The organism is Streptomyces griseomycini, assembly GCF_014203535.1.
GTDB classification, from domain to species: Bacteria; Actinomycetota; Actinomycetes; order Streptomycetales; family Streptomycetaceae; genus Streptomyces; species Streptomyces griseomycini.
Genome location: NZ_JACHJI010000034.1, coordinates 18,916 through 31,426 on the forward strand (window position 1 = coordinate 18,916; position 12,511 = coordinate 31,426).

Annotated in this window: 8 protein-coding genes and 6 pseudogenes; 6 read left to right on the forward strand and 8 right to left on the reverse strand. The window is 67.7% G+C overall.

The features are described 5' to 3' along the window. Positions 1-274: 274 nt before the first annotated feature. A complete protein-coding gene (locus FHS37_RS37825) occupies positions 275-589 on the reverse strand; it encodes a hypothetical protein (protein WP_184829732.1) in 315 nt (104 codons plus the stop codon). A gap of 203 nt (positions 590-792) precedes the next feature. On the opposite strand from FHS37_RS37825, the pseudogene FHS37_RS37830 reads away from it, so the two are divergent. Together FHS37_RS37830 and FHS37_RS37835 are read left to right on the forward strand one after the other, a co-directional pair. Then, positions 793-1,134 (forward strand): annotated as a pseudogene (locus tag FHS37_RS37830) (transposase); the annotation flags it as partial. A gap of 77 nt (positions 1,135-1,211) precedes the next feature. Then, positions 1,212-1,751, forward strand: coding sequence for a GNAT family N-acetyltransferase (locus FHS37_RS37835; protein WP_184829752.1), 540 nt, complete (start codon positions 1,212-1,214; stop codon positions 1,749-1,751). Between the two features lie 74 nt (positions 1,752-1,825). Here the strand turns inward: FHS37_RS37835 and FHS37_RS37840 are convergent. Both FHS37_RS37840 and FHS37_RS37845 read right to left on the reverse strand, forming a co-directional pair. Beyond that, a pseudogene (locus FHS37_RS37840) lies at positions 1,826-3,114 on the reverse strand (IS110 family RNA-guided transposase); the annotation flags it as partial. A gap of 447 nt (positions 3,115-3,561) precedes the next feature. Then, positions 3,562-4,501: pseudogene (locus FHS37_RS37845) on the reverse strand (IS5 family transposase). A gap of 218 nt (positions 4,502-4,719) precedes the next feature. Here FHS37_RS37845 and FHS37_RS37850 point away from each other — a divergent pair. Then, on the forward strand, positions 4,720-5,337 hold the full coding sequence (locus FHS37_RS37850; RefSeq protein ID WP_184829734.1) for a hypothetical protein: 618 nt from the start codon (positions 4,720-4,722) through the stop codon (positions 5,335-5,337). 154 nt (positions 5,338-5,491) lie between these two features. Continuing rightward, positions 5,492-5,830, forward strand: a complete 339-nt coding sequence (locus FHS37_RS37855) for a hypothetical protein (RefSeq protein WP_221500799.1) — start codon at positions 5,492-5,494, stop codon at positions 5,828-5,830. Positions 5,831-5,894: 64 nt separating this feature from the next. On the opposite strand, the pseudogene FHS37_RS37860 reads toward FHS37_RS37855, so the two are convergent. Further along, positions 5,895-6,158: pseudogene (locus tag FHS37_RS37860) on the reverse strand (DDE-type integrase/transposase/recombinase); the annotation flags it as partial. A gap of 238 nt (positions 6,159-6,396) precedes the next feature. Here FHS37_RS37860 and FHS37_RS37865 point away from each other — a divergent pair. Together FHS37_RS37865 and FHS37_RS37870 are read left to right on the forward strand one after the other, a co-directional pair. After that, a complete protein-coding gene (locus FHS37_RS37865; RefSeq protein WP_245005799.1) occupies positions 6,397-7,551 on the forward strand; it encodes a serine hydrolase domain-containing protein in 1,155 nt (384 codons plus the stop codon). A gap of 156 nt (positions 7,552-7,707) precedes the next feature. Then, positions 7,708-8,538 carry a transposase gene (locus tag FHS37_RS37870; RefSeq protein WP_184829738.1) on the forward strand — a complete coding sequence of 277 codons (831 nt, stop codon included), beginning with the start codon at positions 7,708-7,710 and terminating at the stop codon, positions 8,536-8,538. On the opposite strand, the gene FHS37_RS37875 is transcribed toward FHS37_RS37870, so the two are convergent. The 4 genes and pseudogenes from FHS37_RS37875 to FHS37_RS37890 form a co-directional block, all read right to left on the reverse strand. Next, positions 8,535-9,626: an IS630 family transposase gene (locus FHS37_RS37875; protein WP_184829740.1), complete on the reverse strand. Its 1,092-nt coding sequence runs from the start codon at positions 9,624-9,626 to the stop codon at positions 8,535-8,537. The two genes, FHS37_RS37870 and FHS37_RS37875, sit on opposite strands and share 4 nt — an antisense overlap. Before the next feature lie 136 nt (positions 9,627-9,762). After that, positions 9,763-11,343, reverse strand: coding sequence for a lipase family protein (locus FHS37_RS37880; RefSeq protein ID WP_184829742.1), 1,581 nt, complete (start codon positions 11,341-11,343; stop codon positions 9,763-9,765). Between the two features lie 894 nt (positions 11,344-12,237). Continuing rightward, positions 12,238-12,396: pseudogene (locus FHS37_RS37885) on the reverse strand (transposase family protein); the annotation flags it as partial. A 14-nt stretch (positions 12,397-12,410) separates the two neighbouring features. Then, positions 12,411-12,511, reverse strand: a pseudogene (locus FHS37_RS37890) (IS5/IS1182 family transposase); the annotation flags it as partial.

The window sequence follows — 12,511 nt, forward strand, 5'->3', positions numbered from 1 at the left end:
GCAAGGACAGGACGTCATCTGCGGGTACAAGATGCCGCCCCGGCGGGGGACCGGCCGGCACCGGGACGGGGGCGCCGGCGTCGGCTGCGGGCCCGTAGCGACGTGTGCGGGGGAGCGTCCATCCCGTCCACCGCCGACCAGGCGGAGCCGGGCAGACGCGGCCCCTGGCGTCCAGGCCGTTCATACAGTGGCGCGCTCCACCTGGACGCCATGGACCACGCCCGCTCCACGGTGTGTGGGGTGACGGCGGGCGGGGTGGGACGAGCCGGTCTCGTCAGCGCGCGCTGGCAGCCAGACAGGCGAACAGAACTGCTCCGCCACCGAGGGTTAACAGTTGCACCGTGCCCGGGACCGGCCATCGCAGGGCCAGCAATCCACCGCCGGTGACCGCAGCACCACCCGCCAGGAACCACATTGCTCGCCACGCAAACCCCGGTGCCTCCGGAACATTGCCTCCGTTGAAGCCATCGGCCCAGCCGTAAATCCCAAACCCGTAAAGCAGCCCCACAAGGACCAAGAGATCGACGACGAGTAGTGCAACGCTTACCCCGACCTGCAAGCCGGTCGACGGATTGTTCACAAACTCCACGCCCTCACGGGTCCACTTGAAGGCGACCGTCCGCCGATCGCCACGCGTCCCAGCGTGGCGGCCCCGTCGACGCTTCACATGAGCACGCGTACTCAGATGGAGGGCCACACGTGCCCGCTGCGTGCCCGATCTTACTGATCATTTCAGAATGAGTTTGGTTCAGTCACTTGGCAGTTGGGCTGGCGGACGGCAGAGTTCTGCAGGTGTCGGATGAGGTTGTGCCTGATGACCTGCGGGATCGTGTCGCCCCGCTGCTCCCTCCTCGCCCGCCGCGGCGTCGGCGGTATCCAGGTCGCCTGCCGGCGGATGACCGTGCGGCTCTGCGCGGGATCGTCTACGTGCTGCGCACGGGGGTGACCTGGGCGGACGTGCCGACCGAGACGATCGGCTGCAGCGGGGTGATGGGCTGGCGGCGCCTGCGGGACTGGACCGAGGCCGGCGTCTGGCCCCGCCTGCACGCCATCCTCCTCGCGGCACTTCGTACGGCAGATCTGCTGGACATCGACGACGCCACGGTCGACGGCTCGCACGTCAGAGCCCTCAAAGACATCTCAGTGGGACAAGAAGTCAAGAGGGACCGCGAGTCTTGATCACCACTGAGGCCGCTGATTGGCTGGACAACATGAATGATCTCGGACCCGTTGCGTGGCCGCCTGCACCGATCAAGACCGAGAGGCTCGTGCTGCGTGAGCCCGAGGCCTGGGACCGTGCGGCGTTCATCGAGCTGCACGCCTCGTCGGAGGTGCACACCTACCTCGGCGGCCCCCGCCCGCGTGACGAGCTTGAGCGCGAGATGCCTGAGGTGCCCGGGCAGCGGCCCGGGATATTCGTCGTCGATCTCGAAGGGGCGATGATCGGCCAGATCCTGCTCAGGAGAGCAACGGAGCACCTTTGCCCCACTGCCGTGGGGAAGGTCGATCTCGGCTACCTGTTCCTGCCGCGGGCGTGGGGATTCGGGTATGCCGCCGAGGCGTGCGCGGCGGCACTGGGCTGGCTCGAAGACGTCCTTCCGGGTGAGCCGGTGGTGCTCGCCACTCAGACCGCCAACGTCCGTTCGATGCGCCTCGCGGCGAAGCTAGGGTTCACCGAAGCGGAGAGGTTCCGGGCCTGGGACGCCGATCAGTGGCTCGGCCTGCGGGCCCCGGTCACGCCCTCTGATTGAGTTCGCGCTCCACAGCGTGGCTCTGTCGAAGTGCCGTTGTTCTCATCGACGAAGTCGGTCGGGTTGGCGGGGGAAGCAGGCCCTGGAAGGAGCGGTGCAAAGGCCCGCTGTTCGTCGAAATGCTGCTGGGTCTTGAGACAGTGGTGGAGCTGGCCGAGGAAGCGGTTCAGCAAGTGCCGTTGTGCGGCTGCATGCCAGTCTCCATGCTCGCGTCGGCGTCGGTAGTGCGCGTTCGCTCCCGGTGAGGCGGTGAGGCGGTGAGGCGGTGAGGCGGTGAGGCGGTGAGGCGGTGAGGCGGTGAGGCGGCGAAGGCCCAGAGAAAGCCGGCGTTGATGAGGCGGTTGTTCTTGACGAAGCGGCGGCCGACGAACCGCTTCTTGCCGGAGGCCCGCGTGATGGGGGCGGATCCGGCGTACGACTTCAGCGCCCTGGCGTCGGCGAACCGTGCCCGGTCGTCGCCCAGCTCTGCGAGTACGCGGGCGCCGAGCATGGGCCCCAGGCCGGGGAAACTGAGCAGGATCTCGCTGTCGGCGTGCTGGTGAAAGGCGGCTGTAGCCGCCTCCGCGAGATCGTCCGCGGCCTCGCAGGTGGCGTCCAGCTGCTTGAGCAGGGCCAGGAGCTGGTGGCCGAAGGCATTCTCGACGCCGGGCAGTTGGTGGGCGTACTCGGCGCGGAAGACGTCCCGCAGCCGCTCGGCTTCCGCGTCGCAGCCGCGGAGGCGGCCACTGCGTTTGAGGGCGGCCCGCAGCTGGGCGAGGGTGAGCTTCGCGGCCTTGGCCGGAGTCGGCGCCAAAGTGAGGATGACGCGGGCGTCAGCCCTGGTCAGGCCGCCTTGTTTGCCCTGGAAGGCCAGCAGAGCAGCGGGGTAGTACTCGCGCAGGAGTGAGCGGACCTGGTTGGCGACCTGCTGCCGAGTCCAGACGGCGTCCTGCTGGGCTCGGGCCAGGACCGTGATGGCCTGGGCGAGTTCGGAGTCGGCAGGCAGAGGGCGGTGGGCGTGCATGTCGGTGCGCAGGATGTTCGCGAGGACCAAGGCGTCGCCCGGGTCGGACTTCTTTCGGCTGACGCCGTGGCGGTCGCGGTAGCGGGCGGCGGCGAGCGGGTTGATCGCGAAGACCCGACGGTTGCCGGTGCGCAGGCTCGCAACCAGGAGGCCATGGCTGGTCTCAATGGCCACCGGTATCGGATCGTCTGGGCTGTCACCGTGCTCGGCCAAGAGGGCCAAAAGCTTGTGGTAGCCGGCCGCGTCGTCGGTGATACGGGCTTTGGCGAGCAGGGTGCCGGCTTCGTCGACGAGGGCGACGTCGTGGTGACGCTCCGCCCAGTCGATACCGCAGAACACGGTCAAGCTGTCCTCCCAGATCCGTCCGTTTATGCAGGTCACGAGCGCATGCGGGTCACGCGGCGCCCTAATCCAAGGACTCGTTGGTCCGCCATCTCAGTAGCCGTTCGCGACACCAGCGCACTCCAGGAGCTCGATCTTCTGCAGAGCTCACGGGCTCGCGGATGAACAAGAGGTCGACCCTGGAGCGGGCTCGCGCCGTGACGATCAACGTCCGACCGGGCCCCGCGAGTTTCGCGGTGACCACGGAGGCGCCGGGCTGCGTCGCTCTTGACAGAGGCCTCAAGGGCCCGGGGAAACGGAGGCATCAGCCCGGCGCCCGCGTCATCACCGCGGACCCCGTAGCGGACAGCGATGCCGCTCTTTGAGGAGGCCTTGACGGCCAGGGGGATCCAGGCATTCGCTGTCCTGTGCGAGTAGCAACCCCGGTGCGTTGCACGGTCCCGGGCCGCCTGCTTACACATTGGATTAGGGCGTTTCTGATGGCTCTTGGACGGTGTCGCGGAGCCAGATGACGACCGCTGTGACGGTCAGGGTGCCGTTGAAGATGTAGTCGCGCTTGTCGTATCGGGTGGCAACCGCGCGGAACTGCTTCCACTTGTTCACGCACCGCTCGACCGCGTTGCGGCGGCGGTACTGCGCCCTGCCGAAGGCCGCCGGCCACCGGAACGTCCGCGCTTCTTGCGGTGGGCGCGCTGGTCGTCGGGCTGCGCGATGGTGGCTTTGATTCCGCGTTGCCGCAGGTAGGCACGGTTGTCGCGGCTGGAGTAGGCCTTGTCGCCGCGGACTCGGTCCGGTCGGCTGCGTGGGCGGCCCGGGCCGCGGCGCCGGATCCGTAAGCCGTCCAGCACCGGGGCGAACATCGGACTGTCGCCCCGCTGACCGGGCGAGGTCAGCCAGTGCAGCGGGCGGGCCCGGTCGTCGGAGAGCAGATGGACCTTGCTGGTCAGCCCGCCCCGCGAGCGCCCCAATGCCTCGCGCCCCTCTGCCTCCTCACGCGTTCCGCCCCCTCTTGCGGGTGGTCGGCCGGAGGCTTGCGGGGTGCCCCGGCCGCGTGCTGATGTGCCCGGCAGGACGTCGAGTCGATGTTCACGGCCCACTCCTGCCGGGACACCTGGCGGGCGAGCGCGCCGTCCGGGTTGCCGGCATCCGCCTCGATCTGTAACTCCTGGCGGAGGGCCTTCCAGGTGCCGTCGGCCGACCAGCGGCGATGACGCTCGTAGACGGTCTGCCAGGGACCGTACCGTTCCGGCAGGTCAGGCCAGGGCACCCCGGTCCGGGCCCGGAACAGCACCCCGTTGATCACCCTGCGGTGATCCGCCCACTGCCCACCCGGCCTGCCGTTGCCGGGCAGGAGGGGCTTGATCTTCCGCCACTGCGCATCCGTGAGCTCGTGTCGCCGCACCATACGAGCGTCCTGCCCGGCCGACGACGAGATCCACCAAGCCCACCAAGAGCCATCAGAAACGGCCTAGTCGAGCGGCGCATGGCTCAGATGTTCATCAACTTCTGATCGTTGTCTGAACCGGAGTGCCGTAACCATGGTCGGCTATTGCCCTCGGTCTCCGCTGATGGAGACCTGACAAGGGGGATTACGTGATGCGCAGAACGCGACCGATCATCGCTGTGACCGCGCTGGTGCTGGCCCTGGGGAGCGCCGCTCCGGCGTTCGCGACCGACCCGGAGCCGACCGAACCGGTTCAGACCGCACCGCCGGCTGAGCCGGAGGAGAGCGAGCTGGTCGATGCTGAGCCGGAGCAGGTGGATGATCTGCCGTCGGTGCCGGTCAAGCCGCCGACTGACCAGCCGGACACCCGGGCCTGTGAGCCGGGTTACCGGTACCACGCGACGTCGAAGAGCAAGGACTGCCACAAGGGGGTCGGGGTCACACAGTCCAACTACAACGGCACGTCGCGTACGGCGAGGTCGACGTTCACGTCCGAAGTGGCGGGGAAGGTCGGCGTCTCCTACAGCGGGAAGCTGGGTGTGAAGGTGTCGGTGGCGATCGTCGACATCGAGTCGGAGTTCGACGTCAACGTCTCCGCTGAGATGAGCGTGTCGATAGGCAACAGGATCGCGGTGGACACGCCGCCGAAGAAGACCACCAATGCCAAGTACGGGGTGTACCGACTGAAGAGCTACGGCTACAGCCAGTACAAGTACGCGAACTGCACGAACGGCGTGAAGAACAACGTGACGATCTACACGCCGCGGCGTGTCGGCTGGTACATCTGGGAGAGCTGAGGTGCGCCGCCTGATGTCGGTCGCCGGCGTCGCGATGGCGCTGGTGGCCGGGTGCACGGACTCCTCGGCGCCTGGCGATGCGTCGAGCAGGAAACCTGCCCCGTCGTCCTCTGCACCGGCGTCGTCCGGGCAGCCGGATGAGGGCCAGGTGCCGGTGGCTGAGCCGCCGGAGCTGGACGGCAGCGAGCGCATGGCGGGCCAGCAGCCTGAAACCAGGGGTAATGCCAGCTTCTCCTACGCCAAGGGTGAGGCCGGTGATGCGCTGATCGTGGCGGTGCGCTGCCGGGGGGCCGGGACGATGAAGGTCGCGGTGAAGACGGTCAACGTGTCGTTCCCGTTGGAGTGCCTGGCAGGTGAGACGACGACCACCTACAACCAAGTCGGGGTCTCCGGGGTGGAGAAGCCGGGCACGGTGAGTGTGACCGCCTCGTCCGGGGTGCACTGGTCCATGACCATCGGCCGGGGCGAGCCACCGGCCGAGGACCGGCAGTAGATGACGCAGTGCCCCACGCCGCACGGCGTGGGGCACTGCCCTTGCCGGTCATCAGGTGGCGGCGGGGCCGGAAGTGGGGTGAGACGCCGCTGAACGCGGCCAGGAACCGCTCCGCGGCGCCCACGCCGCGGAAGCCTTTCATCGCCCGTTCTCGTTGCCGGGTGGGCCGGTGGCTGTTCTCGGCCCGGTTGTTCAGGCCCTTGTGCGACCGGTGCTCGACAGAAGGCATGACCTCGCGGTGGGCCGCTCGGTAGGAGCGGAGCTTGTCCGTGACGATCACCTGCGGCACCCGGCCCGTCTTCGTCAGCAGCGTGCGCAAGAAGCGCTTGGTGCGTGTTTCTCATCCCATGGTTCGTAACAGGCCTTGTGGAGGCTCGTCCGGGTGCCCTGGCGGTGCCGGTTGGGTTAAGAACTGTCACACGGCGCCCGGCAAGTCAGCGTCAGACTGGTGACGGCCCGCACCGGGGGTTATCCCCCGTTCTGATCTTGGGGTGCGCCGGATCGCGCCCCCGTTGGGGCGAAACTAGCGTTCGGCCATGACCTCGACTCTGCGAAAGCACCTCGCCATGGCAATCGGTGTCGCTACGCTGCTCGCCGCAGAGGCGGGCACGGCCGTCGCCCAGCCTGCCGGTCCCTCCCTCGTGGAGCAGTTACGCCAGGATGCCGCAACGATCCACGCCCTCGGTGTCAGCGGTGTGCAGGCCCGCGTCATTGGGCCTGACGGTCGGCAGTCGGTCGCCACCAGTGGCACCGCCGACCTGACCACCGGTCGCCCGGTCTCTTCCAGGGGCTACTTCCGCATGGCCAGCACGTCCAAGACGCTGGTCGCCACCGTGGTCCTCCAACTGGAGGCCGAGAGCAAGCTGTCCCTGGACGACGCGGTCGACCACTGGCTGCCAGGAGTGGTGCAGGGTAACGGCAACGACGGCACTCGAATCACCATCCGCCAACTCCTCCAGCACACCAGCGGCATCCGCGACAACCTGCCGGGATACACCACGCCGGAGGAGTACTACCAGCAGCGCCACAACGTCTACGAACCCAAGCAACTGGTCGACCTCGCCATGGCCCACGAGCCGGAGGACTTCCTGCCTGGCGAGGGCTGGGCGTACTCCAACACCGGCTACGTTCTGCTCGACATGATCATTCAGAAGGCCACCGGTCAACTCGCCCACCAAGAGATCGAGAACCGCATCCTGCGCCCGCTCGGCCTCAACCAGACCCGGTGGATGGGCACCTCGCCCACCCTGCCCCAGCCTCACGCCCAGGCCTACCAGCTCTTCGGCTCCGGTTCCCGGGTGAACGTCACCGACCAGATACCGGTGGACTACGAGAACCTTTCGTGGGTCACGACCACACGGGACGAAAACCGCTTCCTCCGCGCGCTGCTCGACGGCCGCCTACTGCCGGTACGGCAGCTCGCCAAGATGAAGCAGACCGTCCCCGTGAGCACGGCGGTCCAAGAGCTGTGGCCCGACGGCCGGTACGGACTCGGCCTGGTCGAACGCCCCCTGAACTGTGGAGGAACCTACTGGAGCCACGAGGGAGGGGACGGCGGTTACATCACCCTCAACGGCGTCACCGATGACGGGCGTCGAAGCGCTGTGGTCTCCATGTCCGAGGCCCGCGGCGACACCAAAGACCACATACTGGAGCAGGAGAACGCGGCCAGCGCCCTGATCGACCACGCACTGTGCGCTGGCGGCCCCAGCACCCGGTGAGCGGGCGCGTCGTCGCGCCGAGCTCACCGCGACGACGCGCTGGTGCCGCAGATGAATGTCGCGCACCACCTCGCCCCAGGCCTCTCTTGGGCTCACCTCGGCGATACTCCTAGAGGTTGTCCCGTAACTGCTGGTCAGGGGTGAAATGATCTTGCCGTGGCTGGTGTGATCACGGCGTCGGAGCCCTCGTGGATAGGCCCGTTCACCGGGCTGAGCCCGCGGCAGTTCAACAAGCTGATCACCGCGCTGCGGCGAGAGGGGGCCGATCCGGTCCGCAAGGGCCGGCCGTGGTCGCTGACGTTGGAGGACCGGGTGCTGCTGGTGGCCGCGTACTGGCGCACCAACCTCACCCTGCGCCAGCCCGCCCCGCTCTTCGGCGTCTCGAAGTCGGCGGCCAACCGGATCGTCGCCCACCTCGGTCCGGCTCTCGCCCTCCCACCCCGGCGGCGCTTCCGCAAGAACACCGTGCTCATCGTGGACGGCACGCTGGTCCCCACCCGCGACCGGGCCGTGGCGGCCTCCAGCAAGAACTACCGCTACTCCACCAACCACCAGGTCGTCATCGACGCCGACACCCGCCTCGTGGTCGCCGTCGGCAGGCCGGTACCCGGCAACCGCAACGACTGCCGGGCCTGGGAGGAGTCCGGCGCGAAGACCGCCGTCGGTACCACTCCCACTGTGATCGCCGACGGCGGCTACCGGGGCACCGGCCTGACCATCCCGCACTACCGCCGACACAAGAACGAGGAACTGCCGGCCTGGAAGGAGGACCACAATGCCTCCCACCGCAAGGTCCGCGCCCGCGTCGAGCACACCTTCGCCCGCATGAAGAGCTGGAAGATCCTCCGCGACTGCCGCCTCAGAGGCGACGGCGTCCACCACGCCATGCTCGGCATCGCCCGCCTGCACAACCTCACCCTCACCAGACGACAGGCAAACGAGCAGCTCAACCAGCATGCCCCAGCGCATTTACGGGACATCGTTTAGTCTTCTGAGTCAGGAATTCTGTTCAGATAACTGGCGAGGCGTTCGAGGATATCGTCCGCGGTCTTCGTCCGCACATAGGGCTTGGGATCGGTGTTCCATGCGGCAATCCAGGCACGGATGTCCTTCTCCAGCGCTTGGACGCTCTTGTGGACGCCGCGCCGTATCTGCTTGTTGGACAGCTCGGCGAACCACCGCTCGACCAGGTTGAGCCAGGACGATCCGGTGGGGGTGAAGTGCAGGTGGAAGCGGGGGTGGGCCATCAGCCAGGTCTTGATCGCCGGAGTCTTGTGGGTGGCGTAGTTGTCCAGCACCAAGTGCACGTCCAGGCCCGCCGGCACCTCCTGGTCGAGCTTGACCAGGAACTTCTTGAACTCCTCGGCCCGGTGCCGGCGGTGCAGGGAGCCGATCACCTTGCCGGTGGCGACCTCGAGTGCGGCGAACAGCGTGGTGGTGCCGGCGCGCACGTAGTCGTGGGTGATCCGCTGCGGGACCCCGGGCATCATCGGCAGCACCGGCTGGGAGCGGTCCAGAGCCTGGATCTGGCTCTTCTCGTCCACGCAGAACACCAGCGCCCGCTCGGGGGGATCCAGATACAGGCCGACCACATCGTGGACCTTGTCGATGAAGTACGGGTTGGTGGACAGCTTGAACTTCTCGGTGCGGTGCGGCTGCAGGCCGAAGGCCCGCCAGATCCGCGACACGGTCGACTGCGACAGTCCCATCTCCTTCGCCATGGCCCGCGTCGACCAGTGCGTGGCATCCTTCGGCGTCGACTCCAACGTCTTGGTGACCACGGCGGCGACCTGCTCGTCGGTGACCGTCCGGGGGCCGCCCGGACGCGGCATGTCACCCAGTCCGGCGATCCGGTGCTCGACGAACCGCTTCCGCCACCGGCCCACCGCATGCGGCGTGGAGCCCAACTGCGCGGCCACGTCCTTGTTGGACGCGCCGCTCGCACAGGCCAGGATGATCCGACACCGCAAAGCCCACGCCTGCGGAGTGGAACGGCGCCGCACCCACCCCTCCAGCGCAGCCCGCTCCGTATCCGACAGGATCAACTCGGCCTTCGGCCACCCAGTACGCGCCACCCCGCACCCCTACACATCTGAACAGAATTCCTGACTCAGAAGACTAGCTGCAGTGCCGCATCTGCCGGACCATGGGAATCTCCCTCACCCGGTGGCAGCGGTGATCGACTCGCAGTCCGTCAAGGCGGCGAGTGGCTCACGCCACGTCGAAGGCGATGAACACGGCGAGCAGCGCACAGATCGCGGCAAGCGAGTTGATCTCCGGGGTCCAGGGGCCGTACAGCCCGAAGCAGACGATCCCGGTGAAGGCGCCAAGCCCGAGGAGGATGAACAGCGGCGCCGCCAGCCTGGATAGCAGGGAGAAGCTCCGTGCTGGTGCGCGGCGCAGCCCGGATGGCCGCTCGGAGGTGCCGTGCAGCACGTACTGGGCGATCCGGCGCAGATTGGGCGCTTCAAGGGCCGCGCCGTGGCCTCCAGGGTGGTAATAAACCTCGGTCTTGACTGCGAGGTCGTCGTCGAAGCCGACCACCCCGCCGGTGCCGATGTCGCGCATACCAAATCCCCGCAGCCCGGCGCAGAGGATCGCGACGGGGATGTCGCGTACGGCGCGCTCGTTTCTGATCTGGGCCACTTGGCCCTGGTCGACGCGCTTGGTCCAGTCATAGGACGGCGGCAGGACACTCCCGGCCAGCAGCACACGGTGGAACCGCATGCCCGGGATACGGCTGAGGCTATGGCCGAGGAGGTAGGTACCGTTGCTGTGGCCGACGAAGTGGAACGTCGCCTTGGGGTTCTTGGCGAGGTGTTCGGCGTACACATCCCCCAGCCAGCCGACATACTTGCGTCGGGTCACCGGGAGGATGAACTTGCGTGCCGAGAACCGGCCGTATGTGGCGCCCACCACCTCGATGCCGGGATCCTCCGCCTTGAGTAGCTCCTTCAAGTCGTTCACCCAGGTCGTATTGCCTGCGCGGATGCCATGCAAGAGGATCACGATCTGTTTCCCCGGCGTGCCGATCTCCGGGACGGCCGCCGGGCCGCGGGGGGTAATGAACGCGTTCGCAATGAGCTTGAAGCGGGCGTCCGGGTCCTGCGCGATGTCCAGCCGCAGGAGGTTGTTGTGGTCGGCGTCGGCGAGGTACTCCTGCCAGCCCGTGGGGAACAGATGAATGTCGCTGCTGTCGTCGCTGGTGACGAGATTGTCTTTGGTCCCGATGTACTGCACGACGAGCGGCGGGTGGTCCTGCGTGTTGATTTCGCGGATCCAGGTGATCCGCAGGTTGGTGATGAAGTCCGACCCGCGCAGCAGATCGTGCACCAACCACCGTCTGAGCACGGGCAGGACCCGCACGCACCAGGCCATCGGGGGCAGCCACCACGCCCTGTGCCAGGACACGTCGACACCCCGGTTGAGGCTCGCGAACAGCACGATGCGATCGACTTTCCCTGCCCATGGGCGACGCTCGTGCATTCCGTTCACCCCCAGTGCGCTCAGGTATGCCTGCCGCAGGACAAGACCACCGAGGCTATGGGCAACCAGGACCACCTCGTCGTAGCCGCCGGCGGCGACCCAGTGCTCGTGGATCCGGGCGCCGGCGGTCGCTGCCAGCTTCGTGACGGAGCCATTCTTGTAGCCGAGACCGTCTTGCGGCACGACGACCCAGTCGCAGTCCGGCTTTCCGTAGCCGTCGAGCTCTGCGAGCCGCCGCCTCAGCGTGTCCCACGCCGTTGTCCTGCCCGTGATGGCCGGTACGAAGATGACAAGTCGTCGCGCCACAGTCCCCCCTCCCCGCGCCCGACGGCGTCGCCGCGGGTTGCTTCGTCGACCAGCGTGGCATCCGGGCGGACACTGCGGCGGCACTTCGCCGAACAAACCCGGCCGACGGTGTAATGCGTGCAGAATGGGCACGCAGGCGAGACGTGGGTCCTCAGCGGTGATGACGCGGTACGCGAGTGCAAGGCCAGGGCAGCGGGCTGATCCGTCCCGCAGAAGAGGGCGTCAGGGATGAACCGAGGGCGCCGGTTAGCGGCGGGCTTCTCAAGGGCCGGGCGGCTCGGGGGCGGCCGCGACTGTCCGGGGTGCTCCCGAAGTATCTGCGTCGATTAGCCGGCTGTTCTCGATCATCAGCCGCTGGTTGACGTTGCGGAGTGCCTGCATTCGCCGCCCCGCGCGGATGACCGTCACGCTTTTCTAGGTGCAGGTGAGGACCCAGGCTGTAGGGACAGCCCGGGACGGTAATGCCAGCTGGGACGAGGTGAATGTCTTCGCGGAGCAGACCGACGACCTGGCCGACGCACAGCGCGCACGCACCGAGCAAGGCGACCATGCAGCGGTCGCGGGCGGTCTTCACGGCGCGCAGGAGTGCGGTGAACTCCTCGTGGCTGGCGGCCGGTGCCCGCCCGGAAGCGTGGCTCGGTCGCGGATCTACACGGATGCGTGGTTCAAGGACGAGTTTTCCTGTCGCCGGGTGCGGAGTGGTGACGAAACAGGGCGTCGACCGCCTTCGCGCTGATCTGACGGAGGCCGGCCAGGTGGAGGTAGAAGCCGTGGATTGCCGCCAGGGCGGGGGCCAGCGCGGAGTCCTGTGGGAGCTTCCCTTGGCCGCGGCCACTCGTCAGCCGGGGCGTGGTCCTCAGCTTCATCAGATAGTGAGCCTTTGCCAACCTCAATTCAGCAGGTCAGGTGGAGGGTGAGGACGGCCTGGACGTGGCTGGTGATCCGGCTGGTGCTGCAGCGGAGTCGTCGCAGTAGGCGCCAGGTCTTCAAGGTCGCCATGGCCTGCTCACCGAGGGCGCGGATGCGGGCATGCGCGGCGTTGACCGCGCGCTGACTTAGACCGTGTCCTATGCGGTGAGGCAGATGAGTCGCTTGTAGCAGCACAGGGCGGCGGCGAGGCCGAGAAAGGCCAGGTAGTTGCGGGGATCGCGTTCGTAGCGGGGGCTGA